Origin of the sequence: Nonomuraea sp. NPDC048881, assembly GCF_040649795.1 — a bacterium.
Lineage (GTDB): Bacteria > Actinomycetota > Actinomycetes > Streptosporangiales > Streptosporangiaceae > Nonomuraea.
This window is the reverse complement of record NZ_JBEZGC010000001.1, coordinates 305,940-322,193: the sequence shown is the minus strand read 5'-3', so window position 1 is coordinate 322,193 and position 16,254 is coordinate 305,940. Positions and strand designations below refer to the sequence as shown.

Sequence of the window (16,254 nt, the reverse complement as noted above, 5' to 3'; positions counted from 1 at the left end):
ACATGCTGCCACCAACCCGGCCGAGCGGCTACGCCCTTGCTCATCGGGCGGCCCGCACGTGCACGACGTCTCCGGCGCCCAGCGTGTAGCGCTCGCCGCCGGACTCCACCTGGAGGTGGCCGGACCCGTCGATGCCGGTGGCCCGCCCGGTCAGCACCTGCTCGCCCGGCAGCTCCACCCGGACGTCGCGGCCGACCGTGGCGCTGACGGCGAGGTAGGCGGCGCGCAGCCCGGCGGCCTCGGCGTCGCCGCCGGCCGCCTGCCACTCGCGGTAGTGGCTCTCGACCTCGCGCAGCACGGCCCGCAGCAGCGGGTCGCGGTCGACGCAGGCCGCCTCCTCGATGGCCAGCGACGTGGCCGTCTCGACCGGGGCCTCCTCCGCGCGCAGCGAGACGTTGAGCCCCATGCCGATGACGACGGCGTCGTCGACCCGCTCGGCCAGCACCCCGGCCAGCTTGCGCTCGCCCACCAGCAGGTCGTTGGGCCACTTCAGGCGCACGTCGACCTCGGCCAGCCGGCGCACGGCCGAGGCGGCGGCCACGCCGTACAGCAGCGGCAGCCACCCCTGGGTCGGAACCGGCGTCGTGGGCCTGAGCAGGACGGAGAACGTCAGCCCCGAGCGCGGCGGCGCCGACCAGGCGCGGTCGAGCCGGCCCCGGCCGGCGACCTGCGACTCGGCCACCAGCACCCGGCCCTGCTCGGCCCCGGCCTGGGCGGCCAGGGCGAGGTCGGCGTTGGTCGAGCCGGTGGTCTCGACGACGGTGACGCCCGTCCACAGGGCGCCCGGACGCACGAGCGCGCGGTTGAGCGCGGCCTCCGAGAGCGGCGGACGGTCGAGGTCGGAGTAGCGCGAGGAGGCCATCCCCCTATCTTGGCCGAACCCGCGCCGAGGTCGTCGCACCGCACCGGCTGGTCTCGAAGTCCGCATGAGGGGTAAAGATGGGGGGATGAGCAGACGTCCTGACCCTCGCAACTGGGCATCGTGGCGGCCCTTCGGCCTCGGGTTGCGCAAGCCGAACAACTACCTGGAGCTGTGGAAGGCGTTCAGGTCGGTCAAGGGCAACAGGCGTTACGCCTGGCGCATACTCAACCAGGGCACCTGCGACGGCTGCGCGCTCGGCACGCACGGCATGCGCGACTGGACGATGGACGAGATCCACCTGTGCAACATCAGGTTGCGCCTGCTGCCGCTCAACACCATGCCCGCGCTCGACGTGTCGCTGCTGCGCGACGTCTCGGGGCTGGCCGGGCGCAAGAGCGCGGAGCTGCGGGAGCTGGGGCGGCTGCCGTACCCGATGTTGCGGCGGGCCGGCGAGCCCGGCTTCACCCGCGTCACGTGGGACGAGGCGCTGCGGGTGGCGGCCGAACGGCTGCGCGGCGCGCGCTTCGGCACGTACCTGACCAGCCGCGGGGTGCCCAACGAGAACTACTACGCGGCGCAGAAGGCGGTGCGGGCGCTCGGCACCAACAACGTCGACAACGCCGCCCGCATCTGCCACTCGCCCTCGACGGTCGCCCTCAAGCAGACCATCGGCGCGGCGGCCACGACCTGCTCCTACACCGACTGGATCGGTTCGGACCTGATCGTCTTCATCGGCTCGAACCCGTCGAACAACCAGCCGGTCGCGATGAAGTACCTTTACCACGCCAAGAAGGCCGGCACCCGGATCGCCATGGTCAACGCCTACCGCGAGCCGGGCATGGACAAGTACTGGGTGCCCTCCAACGCCGAGTCCGCGCTGTTCGGCACGAAGATCACCGACGAGTTCTTCGGCGTGAACGTCGGCGGCGACATCGGCTTCCTCAACGGCGTCCTCAAGCACCTCATCGAGAACGACTGGGTGGACAAGGCGTTCGTGACCGGGCGCACGTCCGGGTTCGAGGAGGCGCGCAAGGCCGTCGAGGCCCAGTCGTGGGCCGAGCTCGAAGCGCTCTCGGGGGCGACCAAGGAGCAGATGTTCCGGCTGGCCGAGCTGCTCGGGCGGGCGCGCTCGGCGGTGCTGGTCTGGTCGATGGGCATCACCCAGCACTCCTACGGGGAGGACAACGTCCGGGCGATCGTCAACCTGGCGCTCGCGCGCGGCTTCCTCGGGCGTGACAAGTGCGGGCTGATGCCGATCCGGGGGCACAGCGGGGTGCAGGGCGGGGCCGAGATGGGCGCGTACGCGACCGGCTTCCCCGGCGGTCTGCCGATCACGTCCGCCAACGCCGCCAAGTTCACCGAGCTGTGGGGCTTCCAGGTGCCCGACACGGCCGGGCTGACCGCGACCGACATGATCGACGCGGCTCACCGGGGCGAGCTCGACGCGCTCGTCTCCTCCGGCGGCAACTTCCTGGAGGTGCTGCCCGACCCCGCTTACTGCCGGGAGGCGCTGTCCAGGCTGGGGCTGCGGGTGCACATCGACATCGTGCTGTCCTCGCAGATGCTCGTGCCGGGCGAGGGCGACGTGCTGCTGCTGCCGGCCCAGACGCGTTACGAGATGGTCGGCGGCGTGACCGAGACCTCCACCGAGCGGCGGATCATCTTCTCGCCCGAGGTCGAGGGGCCGCGCGTGGGCGAGGCGTGGCCGGAGTGGAAGATCTTCGCCGAGCTGGCCGCCCGTACCCGTCCGGAGATAGCCGACCATGTGCGGTTCACCGGCACTCCGCAGATCCGTGCGGAGATCGAGCAGGTCGTGCCGTTCTACCAGGGCATCTCCGGGTTGCGGAAGTTCGGGGACAACGTCCAGTACGGCGGCCGCCACCTCTTCGCCGACGGCCGTTTCCAGACGCCCGACGGGCTGGCCGTCTTCTCCGTGGTCGAGCCGCCCGCCCTTGAGCGCCCCGACGGCACGTTCAAGGTCGCGACCAGGCGCGGCAAGCAGTTCAACAGCATGGTCCACGAGCGGCTCGACGGCTTCAACGGCGCGGCGCGCGAGGCCGTGCTGATGAGCCCGTACGACGCCGACCGGCTCGGGCTGGCCGACGGCGCGCCGGTCGAGCTGCGCGCGGGCGAGCGCTCCTACCAGGGCAAGGTGCTGCGGGCCCCGCTGATGCCGGGCAACCTGCAGATCCACTGGCCGGAGGGGAACGTCCTGCTCGACGAGGCCCGGCGCTCGCCACAGGCGCGCATCCCCGACTACAACGCGCTCGTCACCGTGCGGCCGCTGTGAAGGCGCGTCCCGGGCCCACCACCCGCGTCCGCATCCGGGAGCTGACCGGCTCCGGCTCCCGCGACCGGCGCGACGACCTGGCCACGGAGGAGCCGCTGGAGATCCGCCTCACCGGCGGCGACGGCGCCCGCAAGACGGTCGCCATCACCATGCGCACGCCGGGGCACGACTTCGAGCTGGCCGCCGGGTTCCTGAGCGGCGAGGGCCTGGCCGGGCCGGACGACATCGCGGCCATCGCGTACTGCACGGACGACGACCTGCCGCCCGAGGCCCGCTACAACACCGTCACCGTCCGCCTGCACGGCCCGGTGCCCGACCTGCCCGCGCTCGACCGGCACTTCCTCACCTCCAGCGCGTGCGGCGTCTGCGGCTCGGCCGGCCTCGACGCGCTGCACGGCCGGTGCAAGCCGATCCCCAGGGGCTCCCTCGAACTCACCCCCGAGGTCCTCTACGGCCTTCCGGGCGCGCTGCGCGCGGCCCAGGGCGTGTTCGGCAAGACCGGCGGGCTGCACGCGGCGGGCCTGTTCTCGGCGACGGGCACGCTGCTGGCGTTGCGCGAGGACGTCGGCCGGCACAACGCCGTGGACAAGCTGGTCGGCTGGGCGGCGCTGGCGGACCGGCTGCCGCTGGCCGAGCACGTGCTCATGGTCAGCGGCAGGGCCAGCTACGAGATCATGCAGAAGGCGCTGGCGGCCGGCGTCCCGGCGGTCTGCGCGGTGTCGGCGCCCTCGTCCCTGGCCGTCGATCTGGCCGGGGAGTTCGGGTTGACGCTGGTGGGGTTCCTGCGCGGCGAGCGCTGCAACGTCTACGCCGGGCAGGAGCGCGTCGTCACGTCCTAGTTGCCTTGTGAGGCTTATTCGCAGGTCACCGGATAGGTGCCTTCGATGGCCGGCTTGTTGTGGTTCAGCACCTCCAGCCGGACCACGCCGGAGGTCTTCGTGTCCCGGTGCCAGTTGGCCGCCTGCACCTGGAGCAGACCGCCGGAGTTGGTCTTGTACGTGGCCGGCTCCGTGGGCTTGCCGTCGATGACCCAGCGCCAGGTGATCTCGGTGTCCGGCGCGGCGCGGAAGGCGCCGTGGGCGGTCACGTACGGGGCCTCGGCGCAGTCGCCGAAGTAGTGGACCGGCCGGAACTCGCTGATCCGCACCGTGCCCGGCGACGGGTCCACCGGCACGCAGGTCACCGTGTACGGCCTCTCCCTGACCAGCTTGTTGTGGTTCAGCACTTCGATGCGGATCACACCGCTTCCGCTGGCCTTCGGGGAGATGTAGAACAGGTCGCCGATCATCTGGGCCCTGTCGGGCTTGGCCTCCTGCGTCCTGACCGGGCCGGGCTTGCCGTCCACGACGACGCGGTAGCGGACCTCGGCCTGGCGGTCGGTGGTGATCCGGGCGTCGGCCCGCATGCCGATGGAGCCGGTGCAGTCGCCCTGGTAGACGGGCGTCAGCATGTAGGGGATGGCCAGCTTGGCGGGGTCGGGGTCGGTCGTGCAGGACAGGGCGAACGTGCGCTCGGCGGCCTGGGCCGCGGCGGGCTGGGTGGTCAGGGCCAGCTTGTGGGAGCCGGTCTTCGACTGGTCGAGGCTCCAGGCGGCGGTGACGTCCTGCGACCTGGGCTGGGTGCCGGCCGGGAAGCTGACGGTCTGGTGCTGCCACTCGGCGCCGTCGAGGGTCCACCAGTAGCCGACGCTGGCGGCCGGGCCCGCCGGGAGGGTGATGCGGCCGGTGGCCTGGTAGGCGATGGGCTCGTCGCAGTAGCCCTCGTAGTCGCCGGGCGTCAGGGCGCTGATCGCCGCCTGCGGCTGCTGCGCCGGGGGCTCCGTGGTCGTGGTCGGCTTCGGCGTCGGGGAGGTCGTCGGCGTCGGGGTGGGCGTGCTGGTGGGCGTCGTGGTGGGCTTGGGGCCCGGCGTGGCGCGGCAGGTCACCTCGTACGACGCCCGCGCGGAGTCGTGCCCGCCGGCGTTGAGGATCCGTACCGACTTCCAGCCCGCGGTGGAGGTGCCCACGGACAGCGGCAGCGTGACCTGCCTGCTGCGCGGGGCGCCGGCGGCGAAGTACAGCGACTCCACCGCGCCCTCGCCCGTGGCGCTGTCGATCCACTGGTAGCCGACCTTGGCGGGGGTGCGCGAGACCTGGATGGTCGCGGTGAACGTCACGGTGGCCGGGCAGTGGCCGTCCTGGCGGGGCGGGCTCGCCTGCACGCTCGCGGCCGCCTCAAGCGGTTTGTCCGGCTGGGCGGGCAGCGGGTTGACCACGTCGTACCGCTGCGGGGCTCCGGCGCAGGCGACGCGGAAGCGGGCCTTGGCCGACAGGCCGCGCCGGCCGAGCACCTCGACGGCCTGCCAGCCGGTCGTGTCGCGGTCGAAGGTCTGGCGGTCCCTCACGACGACCTTGCGCGCGCCGTTCACGCGGAAGCTCCTGATGGCGCTCTTGCTGCGGTCACCGCGTACCCAGCGGTACCGCACGGTGCCCTTGCCCTTGGCGGCCACGGTGGCGGAGAAGGCCACGGTCGTGGGGCACTCCCCCGCCTGACCGGCGGGAACGGCCCTGACCCGGGTCACCGAGGTCGCCGGGGCGGCGGCGGCCAGGGCCGGAGGAGCGGCCAGCAGGCTGCCGAGCATCACCGCGCCCAGCAGCAAGGCTGTCCTTTTCATGAGGGGGTCCCTTTCTGCGCTCATCAAAGCCCCCATGCTGCTCAGTGATCCTTGGAAGTCACTTGGAACCGCCTTGTGAAAATTGTGGAATGAAGCGTTCCGTTCTGCTATAGTTGGAACAGAACAAGCCGTTCCGCTTCTTCGGTCGAGAGGACCCCTCATGAGCATCCGCCCGTTCCGCATCGAGATCTCCCAGGCCGACCTCGACGACCTGCGGGCCCGGCTCGCGCTGACCCGCTTCGCCGACGAGATCCCGGGCGCCGACCAGGGCGTGGGCGTCGAGCGGGTCAAGCGCCTGGTGGCCCACTGGCAGTCCGGCTTCGACTGGCGCGCCCAGGAGGCCAGGCTCAACGCCTACCCGCAGTTCACCACGGAGATCGACGGGCAGAACATCCACTTCATCCACGTACGCTCCGACAACCCCGACGCCCTGCCGCTGATCCTCACCCACGGCTGGCCCGGCACCGTCGCCGAGTACCTCGACGCCATCGAGCCGCTGTCGCGCCACTTCCACGTGGTCGTCCCGTCGCTGCCCGGCTTCGGCTTCTCCGGCCCGACCAAGGAGCTCGGCTGGAACAACCGGCGCATCGCCGGGGCGTGGGCCGAGCTGATGGCCCGCCTCGGCTACGAGCGCTACGGCGCCGTCGGCAACGACGGCGGCTCGATGATCTCCCCCGAGCTGGGCCGGATCGACGCCGAGCACGTCGTCGGCGTGCACGTCACCCAGCTGTTCTCCTTCCCCTCCGGCGACCCGGCCGAGTTCGCCGACCTGAGCGAGGAGGACCAGGCCGGGCTGGCCGTGCTCGACTGGTTCTGGAAGGAGAAGGGCGCGTTCAACGTCCTGCAGTCGCAGCAGCCGCAGACGCTCGCGCACGCCCTCGCCGACTCCCCCGCCGGGCTCGTCGGCTGGCTCGCCCAGCTCTTCGACGAGGACCTGGACGACGACTTCGTGCTGACCAACGCCTCGATCCACTGGTTCACGGGCACCGCCGGCTCGGCTCTGCGGCTCTACTGGGAGAACGCCCGCATGGAGCAGCCGCAGGAGCCGACGACCACCCCGACCGCGCTGGCCATGGCCGAGGGCGACTTCACGTCGATCCGCCGCTTCGCCGAGCGCGACCACCACGGCATCGTCTCGTGGAAGACCCTGCCCGCCCCCGCCCACGGCCACTACACCGCTCACAGCGCCACGGAGGCGCTCACATCCGACATCACGGCCTTCTTCGACAGCCTGCGCTGATTCCGCGCACTTCGGACGGCCCGGCCCCCCGCCGGGCCGTCCGCGCGTGTTCAGCCCGTGTTCTGCAGGCCGGCGGCCACGCCGTTGACCGACAGCAGCAGCAACGTGGACAGCCGCTCCCGCTCCTGCTCCGACAGGTCCTCGGTGCGCATCGCGCGCAGCGCCCGCAGCTGCAGGTGCGACAGCGCGTCGACGTACGGGTCGCGCAGCTGCACGGCCCGCGAGAGCACCTTGCGGTTCTCCAGCAGCCGCGTGTGGCCGGTCACCCGCAGCACCAGCTCGCGGGTGCGGTCGTACTCCTCCAGCACCTGGCGGGCGAAGTCGTCGCGGCCGCCGAGCGCCAGGTAGCGCTTGGCGATCGACCGGTCGGTCTTGGCCAGCGACATCTCGGCGTTGTCCAGCATCGCGTTGAACAGCGGCCATTCGGCGTAGGCCGCGCGCAGCTCGTCGAGGGAGCCGACGGCGGCCAGGCCGGTGCCCAGGCCGTACCAGCCGGGCAGGTTGACGCGGGTCTGGGCCCAGGCGAACACCCACGGGATGGCCCGCAGGTCGTCCAGCGAGCGCGGCGCCCCAAGGCCGCGGCGGGCCGGACGGGAGCCGAGCCGCAGCGAGCCGATCTCCTCCAGCGGGCTGACCAGCGCGAACCACTCGGGGAACCCGGGGGCCTCGGTGAGCGCCCGGTAGGCCTCCTCCGAGGCCGTGGCCACCTGCTGGGCCAGGCCGCGGAACCGCTCGGCGGCGGCCGCCGTGCGGGCGCCGACCGTGGGCGAGGAGGCCAGCAGCACGGCGTTGGTGACCTGCTCCAGATGGCGGCGGGCGATGGCGATGTGCCCGTAACGAGCGAAGATGACCTCGCCCTGCTCGGTGACCTTGAAGCGGCCCGCGACCGAGCCGGGCGCCTGCGCCAGCACCGCCCGGTTGGCCGGGCCGCCGCCGCGGCCGAGCGCGCCGCCGCGGCCGTGGAACATGCGCAGCTTGACGTCGTGCTCGTGGGCCCACACGGTCAGCTCCTCCTGCGCCTCGTAGAGGCGGAGGGTGGCGGCCGCCGGGCCCAGCTCCTTGGCCGAGTCGGAGTAGCCGAGCATGATCTCCATGCGCCGGCCGGTCGCGGCCAGGCGGTCCTGGATCTGCGGGATCTCCAGCATGCCGCTCAGCACGCGCGGCGAGTTCGCCAGGTCCTGGCCGGACTCGAACAGCGGCACCACGTCGAGCACCGGCGCCCGGTCGCCCAGGGCGTGCCCGGCCAGCTCGTAGACGGCAGCGATGTCGTCGGCCGAACGGGTGAAGGAGACCACGTAGCGGGAGCAGGCCGTGACGCCGAACCGCTCCTGGATCCAGGCGATCACCCGGATCGTGGCCAGCACCTCCTCGGTGCGCTCCGACAGCTCGCCGCCGGCCCTGATCTCCTCCAGGGCCGCCGCGTGCACCTGCGAGTGCTGGCGCACCTCCAGCTCGGCCAGGTGGAAGCCGAACGTCTCGACCTGCCAGACGAGGTGCTGCAGCTCCCCGTACGCCTGCCGCGGCGCGCTGCTCGCCAGCGACTCCTGCACCAGCCGCAGGTCGGCCAGCAGCTCGGCGGGCGCCCGGTAGGCGAGGTCGAGGTCGCGGCGGCGGGTGGCGGCGATGCGGGCGGCCACGTACAGCAGCCACTGGCGGTGCGGCTCGCGCGGCGAGCGGGTGGCCAGCTCGGAGACCAGCTCGGGATGCGCGTCGACGGCCGCGGCCAGCGCGCCCTTCAGCTCGGCCGAGCAGGGCGAGAACTGGGCGGAGGCGGTCAGCGTGCGGGCGATGCGCGTGCAGGCCGTCTCCAGGGCGGTCAGCACGTGCTCGGACTGGATCTGGATCGTGTCGCGGGTGACCTTGGCGGTGACGTTGGGGTTGCCGTCGCGGTCGCCGCCGATCCAGCTTCCGTAGCGGATGAAGGGCCTGGCCAGCGGCGGACGGGTGCCGGTGCCCGCGTCGAGCGCCGCGTCGAGCGAGCGGTAGACCTGGGGCACCATGCGGAACAGCGTCTCGTCGAAGGCGGCCATGGCGGTGCGCACCTCGTCGAGCGGGTCGAGCTTGGTGGAGCGCAGCTGGGCCGTCCGCCACAGCAGGTCGATCTCCTCCAGCAGGCGGCGCCTGCTCTCGGCGCGCTCGGACGCGCCGCGCCCGGGCGCGTTGTACTCGGTGAGCTGACCGCTGATGCGCTGGATGGCGGTGACGACCGCGCGCCTGCGCGCCTCGGTGGGGTGCGCGGTCAGCACCGGGTGCAGCTCCAGCCCCTGCAACAGCTCGCTCACGCGCTCCTCGCCGAGCTCGTGGACGGCCTGCGCCAGCGACTCCCGCTGCACCCTCCCCTCGGCGTCGCGCTCGCGCAGCGTGCGGATCCGGTAGTGCTCCTCGGCCAGGTTCGCCAGGTGGAAGTAGCAGGTGAACGCGCGGGCGACCGCGACCGCCCGCTCGATCTCCCATCCGGCGACCATTTCGGTGATCTCGTCGGCGGAAATCTCGCCTCTGCGCGCCGCGATGACGGCTTTGCGCAACCGTTCGACGTCGGCCAGCAGGTCTTCGCCACCTTGTTCGGCGATCACCTGGCCGAGCAGCTTGCCGAGCATGCGCACGTCGTGGCGCAGCTCGTCAGGCATCTCGGTCACGGCGGCACTACGACGCTCGAGCCCCTGGTCAATCATGCTTCGAAGGGTATCGACTCACTTTCGGCGACCGCATGGCGGTCTCGCCCATTGGACTAGACCACCGCGAGGGAGCGCCGTCACCTGGAGGAGCGGCGGGAGCGCAGCGACCAGAGCGGGGGAAGGTGGCGGCATCCGGCGACCGAGCCGGCCTCACGGAGTGAGGCCAGTCAGCTCGCCTTGGAGACGGCCGCCAGGAGCTCGGGGAGGCGGGGGAAGCCGATCTTGCCGGCGAGGCGTCTGCCGAGCACCTCGATCAGCAGGCCGTAGAAGGGCGCGAGCACCGACACCCACATCAGCCCGAACGCCAGCGGCAGCACGATCGGCAGCGACATCAGCGCGATCCCGAGCATCGCCCCGATCGACGACGCGAACGCCTGACCGCCCTGGCCGGGCGCGGCGCCGCTGAAGGCGTTCATCCGCTCGGGCAGCGTGTACGGGATCGTCACGCTGGTCACCGAGCCGACCCCGAGCCCGACGCCGAGGGCGCCCAGCCCGGTCAGGAACGCCGGCACGACGGCCTCCTGGCTGCCGGTGAGGAACGCCGCCGCGACCGCCACGAGCAGCAGCAGCGGCGCGGCGACCAGGATGTTGGCCAGGTGGCGGCCCGCCAGGTCACGGCGCAGGTCCTCCTCCGAGCCGAAGGCCACGGCGTTCATCCACAGGGAACGCCCGTCGATGCCGAACGCGTTGCCCGACTGCAACGAGATCATCAGCGCGCCCATACCGGTGATCAGCACCGGCAGCACCGCCCCCGCCTGCCCTTCGGTGCTGTTGTTCAGCGAGAACGCCAGGACGACGGTCACCACGACCGACGAGAACCAGCCCACGCGGAACCTCGGCTCCCGCCTGATGTACTTCAGCTCCTTGGTCACCACGGCCGCCAGCGGCCCGTCGGGCAGAAGCCGGTCGGCCAGGCCGCGCTCCCGGCGGACGGAGGCCGCCTGCGTCGAGGCGTCCGGCGAGACCAGGGCCCGGCCGAGCGCCTTGATCCACAGCCAGGCGACCACCACGACCAGCACCGCGACGGCGGCCAGCTCCGCCACGCCGACCAGGCCGCCGTCGGCCATGGCGTGCGCGGCCATGCCCGACGGCGTCCAGCGCAGGACGCCGGCCAGCCGGTGGAGGATCGCGGCGGGGTCGCCGAGGCCGCGGTTCATCAGCAGGTTGGGCAGCTGCGCCAGCAGCACCACGAACAGGGCGGCCACGGCCAGCACGTCACGCCCGCGCCGGCTGCGCAGCGCCCCGGACAGCGCGGTGGTGATCAGCCGCGAGGTGACCACGCAGAGCGCGAACTGCAGCAGCACCGCGGGCACGCCGAGCAGCACGCCCCCGATGCCCGTGGGCAGCCCGACCAGCGCGCCGGCCGTGACGATCAGCATCGCCAGCGGCCACGCGCCCGTCGCGGACGCGGTGAACAGCCCGACGGCCAGCTCGCGCGTACGCAGCGGGAACAGCGACAGCCGCGCCGGGTCGAGCGTGTCGTCGAGCCCGAACGCCAGCAGCGGCACGATCATCCAGCTCACCAGGAAGAACGCGAACGCGACGATCACCAGCTCGGCGGCGACGTCGGAGGGCGCCAGCCTGAGCAGGCTCATCAGCAGGAACCCGAGCACGGCCAGGCCGGCCGCGGCGAGCAGGGTGAAGACGAAGCCGAGCTTGCGCTGCACGTCGCCGCGCAGGTTGCCGGCCATCAGGCGCAGTTTGAGCCGCGCGAACAGCGCGGCCGTCGCCATGGGCGACCCCGTGACGGCGGACGCCCCGGCGGCTCTGTCCGGGACGGCCCCGGCGGGGCTCCCCGGCGCCTTCCCTGCGGCGCTCACGGCGTGTCCTGGGGCGCGGCGGCGGCCGGAGGCACGGTCGGGGGCATGGCAGGGGGCGCGGTCGGGGGTGCGGTCGGGGGCATGGCAGGGGGCACGGTCGGGGGCTGGTTGCCGGGGCGGGCGCCGAGCCAGCTCAGCCCGGCCTCGCCGTGGGCGCGGGAGCCGCCGCCGACCAGCCGCATGAACGCCTCGTTGAGGCTGGAGCCGCCGCGCACCTGCTCCAGCGGCCCCTGGGCGACGATGTGGCCGCCGCTCATCACCGACACCCAGTCGCACAGCCGCTCGACGAGGTCCATGACGTGGCTGGAGAAGATGACCGTCGAGCCGGAGGCGGTGAAACGCCGCAGCACCTCGGTCAGGGTGTTGGAGCTGACCGGGTCGACCCCCTCGAACGGCTCGTCGAGGAAGAGCACGGACGGGTTGTGCAGCAGCGCGGCGGCCAGCCCGATCTTCTTGCGCATGCCGGTGGAGTAGTCGACGACGAGCTTGTCGGCGGCCCCGGTCAGGTCCATGACGTCGAGCAGCTCGCCCGCGCGCTGCTCGACGTCGGCCTTGGGGATGCCGCGCAGCCGGCCGTTGTAGAGCAGCAGCTCGCGGCCCGACAGCCGCTCGAACAGCCGCAGCCCCTCGGGCAGCACGCCGATGCGCGCCTTGACGGCGACCGGGTCGCGCCAGACGTCGAACCCGTCGATCGCGGCCTGGCCGCCGTCGGGCCGCAGCAGGCCCGTGATCATGCTCAGCGTGGTGGTCTTGCCGGCCCCGTTGGGACCGACCAGGCCCGCGAAGCTGCCCGCCGGGACCACGAGGTCGACCCCGGCCACCGCGACCTGCGCGCCGTAGCGCTTGTACAGGCCGTGGGAGCGAACCGCATCCGTCATGGATCCACTCTAGGAGGACGGGTTAGCCTAACGCGCATGAGCGCAGCCGCCGATCCCATGCCGGAGATGCCGGACATCCACACCACCGCGGGCAAGATCGCCGACCTGGAGCGAAGGCTCGACGAGGCCGTGCACGCCGGCTCGTCGTCGGCGGTGGACAAACAGCACGCCAAGGGCAAGATGACCGCGCGCGAGCGGGTGCTCGCGCTGCTCGACGAGGGCTCGTTCGTGGAGTTCGACGAGTTCGCCCGCCACCGGTCCACGATGTTCGGGCTGGAGAAGCGGCGTCCGTACGGCGACGGCGTCATCACCGGCCACGGCACGATCGACGGCCGTCAGGTCTGCGTGTTCTCCCAGGACGTCACGGTCTTCGGCGGCTCCCTCGGCGAGGTGTACGGCGAGAAGATCGTCAAGGTGATCGACCTGGCGCTCAAGACCGGCTGCCCGATCATCGGCATCAACGAGGGCGGCGGCGCGCGCATCCAGGAGGGCGTGGTCGCGCTCGGCCTCTACGCGGAGATCTTCAAGCGGAACGTGCACGCCTCCGGCGTGATCCCGCAGATCTCGCTCATCATGGGCGCCGCGGCCGGCGGACACGTCTACTCGCCCGCCCTGACCGACTTCGTGGTGATGGTGGACCAGACGTCCCACATGTTCATCACGGGCCCTGACGTGATCAAGACGGTGACCGGCGAGGAGGTCACGTTCGAGGAGCTGGGCGGGGCCCGCGCGCACAACACGAAGTCGGGCGTGGCCCACTACCAGGCCGCCGACGAGGAGGACGCCCTCGACTACGTCAAGGCGCTGCTGTCCTACCTGCCCTCCAACAACCTGGACGAGCCACCGGCCTTCGCCGCCGCCGCCGACCTGGCGCCCGACCCCGAGCTCGACCTGGTGATCCCCGACTCCCCCAACCAGCCGTACGACATGCACCAGGTGATCGAGCACGTGCTCGACGACGGGGAGTTCCTGGAGGTCCACGCGCTGTTCGCGCCGAACATCGTGGTCGGCTACGGCCGCGTGGACGGCCAGCCGGTCGGGGTCGTCGCCAACCAACCGATGCATTTCGCCGGATGTCTGGATATCGACGCCTCCGAGAAGGCCGCCAGATTTATTCGAACTTGTGATGCCTTTAATATTCCGATCCTGACTTTTGTTGATGTACCGGGATTCCTCCCCGGCACCGATCAGGAATGGAACGGAATCATCCGCCGCGGCGCCAAGCTCCTGTACGCCTACGCCGAGGCCACGGTCCCGCTGGTCACGGTCATCACCCGCAAGGCCTACGGCGGCGCGTACGACGTCATGGGCTCCAAGCACCTCGGCGCGGACGTCAACCTCGCCTGGCCCACCGCCCAGATCGCGGTCATGGGCGCGCAGGGCGCGGTCAACATCCTCTACCGGCGCGAACTGGCGGCCTCCGACGACCCCGACGCCGAGCGCGCCCGGCTCGTCACCGAGTACGAGGACACTTTGGCCAATCCGTACATCGCGGCCGAACGCGGCTATGTGGACTCGGTGATTCGGCCGTCCGAAACCCGGCCGCAAGTTGTCCGGGCACTTCGCGCGTTGCGTAACAAGAGAGCCTCGCTGCCGCCGAAGAAGCATGGGAACATTCCTCTATGAGCGACCACCTGCGCATAGTCCGCGGCGACGCCACGCCCGAGGAGATCGCGGCCGTGGTGGCCGTGCTCGCCACGCGGCGGAGCTCGTACGCCGAACCCGAGAGACCCCGTAGACAAACATGGCGAAACCCCGCCAGAGGTATGCGTAACCCTGGCCTGCCGGGGAAGGCGGCTTGGCGGATGAGCGCACTACCCTAGATAGATCCCGGGAATCGGGTGTCAAGTTCCCCGGGAGTTGGGACTATCTAGAGAAAGTAGGCGTATATAGTCAGCCGATCAACTAACACCGCGGCCTGGAGGACGACATGGCCATCCCAGACCTCATGCCGCATCCTGTGGCAGCCAAGTACGCCGTCCTAGTGGATGTCGGTTATCTCTACGCTGCGGCAGGTGAGGTGCTGCTCGGCGCGAAGGAACGCAAGGAATATCGGGTGGCCGCCGATGAGCTCATCCAGAGTCTACAGAAACATGCAGAGGAACGTATTTCCGGCGAACTTCTGCGGATCTATTGGTATGACGCCGCCCGCGACCGTGTGCCGACCGTCGATCAGCGTGTCATCGCCCAGCTTCCGTGGGTCAAGGTGCGCCTCGGCAACCTCAACGCCCGCGGCCAGCAGAAGGGCGTCGACGCGCAGATCAGGAGCGACCTGGAGGCGCTCGCCCGGCATCACGCGGTGACCGACACGATCCTGCTGGCGGGCGATGAGGACATGGTTCCGGCGGTCGAGGCGGCTCAGGCGTACGGCGTGCGCATCCACCTGTGGGGCGTCGAGCCGCCCTACGGCACCAACCAGGCCGAGCGCCTGGTGTGGGAGTCCGACACGGTGGAAGTGATCTCCGCCGATTTCCTGAGACCGTTTTTCAGTCGCGCTCCGCAGCCGGTCGCCGTCACCCCGCCCGTCACGGCTCCCTCGCCCGCCCAGGTGTTCGCCGGGCGCGCGCCGGTCAAGCCGCACGCCAAGCCCGGCCAGGTCGCCAAGCTGGGGCCCAGCCGTCCGCGCGTGGAGGACGTCGGCGAGCACGTCGCCCAGAAGTGGATACTCACCCGCGGCCGCGACAACATCCGCGACCTGCTGCCCGGCCCGATCCTGCCGACGGTGATCGACACCGAGTTGCTGATCGAGGCGGAGAAGGAGCTCGGGCACTCGCTGCGGCCCTACCCGGAGGCCCGGGTCTGGCTGCGCGACGGGTTCTGGGCGCGCGTCTACCGGGAGTTCGACCTGGGGGTGGGGGTCTCCTCCAAGTAGAGCAGCGTCTCGGCGACCGCCGTGCGGGCGTAGAGCACGTACCGGCCGGTGCGGTGCGCGGTGCACAGGCCGGCCTTGCGCAGCGCCGTCAGGTGCTGGTTGACGCCGGGCTCGGAGAGCCCGGCGCGCTGGGCGAGGTCGCGCGTCGAGGCGGGCTGGTCCAGCTCGGCCAGCAGCCGGGCGCGCGTCCTGCCGAGCACGGCGGCCAGCGCCTCGGGCGGGTCCACCTCGCGGCGCTCCCAGAGCGTCGCGATGCCGCGCGGCGCGTAGCGCACGGTCGGCTGGTACGGCGGCGTCGTGACCGACAGGACCCGCGGCCAGGCGAACACGCACGGCACCAGCAGCAGCCCGAGCCCTCTCAGTGACCGGCGGCCGGACACGTACCGGTGCTCCAACCGCAGCGTGCCGTCGTCCCAGGTGACGGTGTCGTCGAGGTCGGCCAGCATGCGCTGGGCGCCGCCCTCGGCCAGCAGCCGGGCGCGGTGCAGGATCTCGCCCTCCAGCAGCGACCTGATCCGCGGCCAGTACGGCGCCATCGCCGCCTCCCAGTAACCGGCCACCTCAGTGGCCAGGCGTTCGAGGCCCTGCTCCGGGTCGTCGTAGAGGGCCTGCACCCGTTTCGTCCGGGGACCGCCGATGTGGTCCAGATCCGTGCGGACCCGGGCGGCCGCGCCCCGCATCGTGGCGAGTTCCAGCTCCAGGTCCGGCATGGACGTCGAGGGCGGGGTGCAGGTGAAGCCCGCGATCGAGACGGTGGGCACCGGGACCAGGTCCGACAGCAGTCGCCAGTCCACGTCCTGGAGGCGGCGGCGCACCTGGTCGGCCCAGGGACGCAGGAGCGGGTGCGCGGCCGGGTTCTTCACCACGCGCGCGCTGGCGACGACCTCGCCGAGCGGGGAGACGGCGAAGCGGATGTTGGCGAGGTCGTGGGCGGTGAACGTCAGGTCGAGGGTCATTGAATTTG

At 71.7% G+C, this 16,254-nt stretch carries 12 protein-coding genes; 6 read left to right on the top strand and 6 right to left on the bottom strand.

From position 1 onward, the window contains the following. Positions 1-40: 40 nt before the first annotated feature. Complete coding sequence (locus tag AB0C33_RS01570) at positions 41-862, bottom strand: biotin--[acetyl-CoA-carboxylase] ligase (protein ID WP_358282554.1); 822 nt, start codon at positions 860-862, stop codon at positions 41-43. A gap of 85 nt (positions 863-947) precedes the next feature. On the opposite strand from AB0C33_RS01570, the gene AB0C33_RS01565 reads away from it, so the two are divergent. Together AB0C33_RS01565 and fdhD are read left to right on the top strand one after the other, a co-directional pair. Beyond that, positions 948-3,152: an FdhF/YdeP family oxidoreductase gene (locus tag AB0C33_RS01565; RefSeq protein WP_358282552.1), complete on the top strand. Its 2,205-nt coding sequence runs from the start codon at positions 948-950 to the stop codon at positions 3,150-3,152. Next, positions 3,149-3,991: a formate dehydrogenase accessory sulfurtransferase FdhD gene (gene fdhD, locus AB0C33_RS01560; RefSeq protein ID WP_358282550.1), complete on the top strand. Its 843-nt coding sequence runs from the start codon at positions 3,149-3,151 to the stop codon at positions 3,989-3,991. Before AB0C33_RS01565 ends, fdhD begins: the two co-directional genes overlap by 4 nt. Positions 3,992-4,005: 14 nt before the next feature. Here fdhD and AB0C33_RS01555 read toward each other — a convergent pair whose 3' ends face one another. Continuing rightward, entirely contained in the window at positions 4,006-5,805 is a 1,800-nt protein-coding gene (locus AB0C33_RS01555; RefSeq protein ID WP_358282548.1) for a hypothetical protein, read from the bottom strand. A 160-nt stretch (positions 5,806-5,965) separates the two neighbouring features. On the opposite strand from AB0C33_RS01555, the gene AB0C33_RS01550 reads away from it, so the two are divergent. After that, positions 5,966-7,045 carry an epoxide hydrolase family protein gene (locus AB0C33_RS01550; protein WP_358282546.1) on the top strand — a complete coding sequence of 360 codons (1,080 nt, stop codon included), beginning with the start codon at positions 5,966-5,968 and terminating at the stop codon, positions 7,043-7,045. 50 nt (positions 7,046-7,095) lie between these two features. On the opposite strand, the gene AB0C33_RS01545 is transcribed toward AB0C33_RS01550, so the two are convergent. The 3 genes from AB0C33_RS01545 to AB0C33_RS01535 all read right to left on the bottom strand — a co-directional run bounded on the left by AB0C33_RS01545 (position 7,096) and on the right by AB0C33_RS01535 (position 12,418). Then, positions 7,096-9,672, bottom strand: a complete 2,577-nt coding sequence (locus AB0C33_RS01545) for a phosphoenolpyruvate carboxylase (protein ID WP_358283900.1) — start codon at positions 9,670-9,672, stop codon at positions 7,096-7,098. A 215-nt stretch (positions 9,673-9,887) separates the two neighbouring features. Beyond that, on the bottom strand, positions 9,888-11,540 hold the full coding sequence (locus tag AB0C33_RS01540) for a hypothetical protein (RefSeq protein WP_358282545.1): 1,653 nt from the start codon (positions 11,538-11,540) through the stop codon (positions 9,888-9,890). Continuing rightward, positions 11,537-12,418, bottom strand: a complete 882-nt coding sequence (locus AB0C33_RS01535; protein ID WP_358282543.1) for an ABC transporter ATP-binding protein — start codon at positions 12,416-12,418, stop codon at positions 11,537-11,539. The genes AB0C33_RS01540 and AB0C33_RS01535 overlap by 4 nt, the downstream gene beginning before the upstream one ends. A 36-nt stretch (positions 12,419-12,454) precedes the next feature. On the opposite strand from AB0C33_RS01535, the gene AB0C33_RS01530 reads away from it, so the two are divergent. The 3 genes from AB0C33_RS01530 to AB0C33_RS01520 all read left to right on the top strand — a co-directional run bounded on the left by AB0C33_RS01530 (position 12,455) and on the right by AB0C33_RS01520 (position 15,290). Beyond that, positions 12,455-14,044 (top strand): acyl-CoA carboxylase subunit beta, encoded by a 1,590-nt coding sequence (locus tag AB0C33_RS01530; RefSeq protein ID WP_358282541.1) that lies wholly within the window; start codon positions 12,455-12,457, stop codon positions 14,042-14,044. Then, complete coding sequence (locus AB0C33_RS01525) at positions 14,041-14,241, top strand: acyl-CoA carboxylase subunit epsilon (RefSeq protein WP_352361841.1); 201 nt, start codon at positions 14,041-14,043, stop codon at positions 14,239-14,241. Before AB0C33_RS01530 ends, AB0C33_RS01525 begins: the two co-directional genes overlap by 4 nt. Positions 14,242-14,348: 107 nt before the next feature. Continuing rightward, complete coding sequence (locus tag AB0C33_RS01520; protein WP_352361843.1) at positions 14,349-15,290, top strand: NYN domain-containing protein; 942 nt, start codon at positions 14,349-14,351, stop codon at positions 15,288-15,290. On the opposite strand, the gene AB0C33_RS01515 is transcribed toward AB0C33_RS01520, so the two are convergent. Further along, the gene (locus AB0C33_RS01515; protein WP_358282539.1) at positions 15,248-16,246 is read right to left on the bottom strand and encodes a DUF5937 family protein; all 999 of its coding nucleotides are present in this window, start codon (positions 16,244-16,246) and stop codon (positions 15,248-15,250) included. The two genes, AB0C33_RS01520 and AB0C33_RS01515, sit on opposite strands and share 43 nt — an antisense overlap. Between the last annotated feature and the right edge of the window lie 8 nt (positions 16,247-16,254).

Excerpts from the sequence above, each read along its gene's own strand:
- AB0C33_RS01570 (WP_358282554.1), bottom strand. The coding sequence starts at position 862 with ATGGCCTCCTCGCGCTACTCCGACCTCGACCGTCCGCCGCTCTCGGAG.
- AB0C33_RS01565 (WP_358282552.1), top strand. The coding sequence starts at position 948 with ATGAGCAGACGTCCTGACCCTCGCAACTGGGCATCGTGGCGGCCCTTC.
- AB0C33_RS01555 (WP_358282548.1), bottom strand. The coding sequence starts at position 5,805 with ATGAAAAGGACAGCCTTGCTGCTGGGCGCGGTGATGCTCGGCAGCCTG.
- AB0C33_RS01550 (WP_358282546.1), top strand. The coding sequence starts at position 5,966 with ATGAGCATCCGCCCGTTCCGCATCGAGATCTCCCAGGCCGACCTCGAC.
- AB0C33_RS01545 (WP_358283900.1), bottom strand. The coding sequence starts at position 9,672 with ATGCCTGACGAGCTGCGCCACGACGTGCGCATGCTCGGCAAGCTGCTC.
- AB0C33_RS01535 (WP_358282543.1), bottom strand. The coding sequence starts at position 12,418 with ATGACGGATGCGGTTCGCTCCCACGGCCTGTACAAGCGCTACGGCGCG.
- AB0C33_RS01530 (WP_358282541.1), top strand. The coding sequence starts at position 12,455 with ATGAGCGCAGCCGCCGATCCCATGCCGGAGATGCCGGACATCCACACC.
- AB0C33_RS01525 (WP_352361841.1), top strand. The coding sequence starts at position 14,041 with ATGAGCGACCACCTGCGCATAGTCCGCGGCGACGCCACGCCCGAGGAG.
- AB0C33_RS01520 (WP_352361843.1), top strand. The coding sequence starts at position 14,349 with ATGGCCATCCCAGACCTCATGCCGCATCCTGTGGCAGCCAAGTACGCC.
- AB0C33_RS01515 (WP_358282539.1), bottom strand. The coding sequence starts at position 16,246 with ATGACCCTCGACCTGACGTTCACCGCCCACGACCTCGCCAACATCCGC.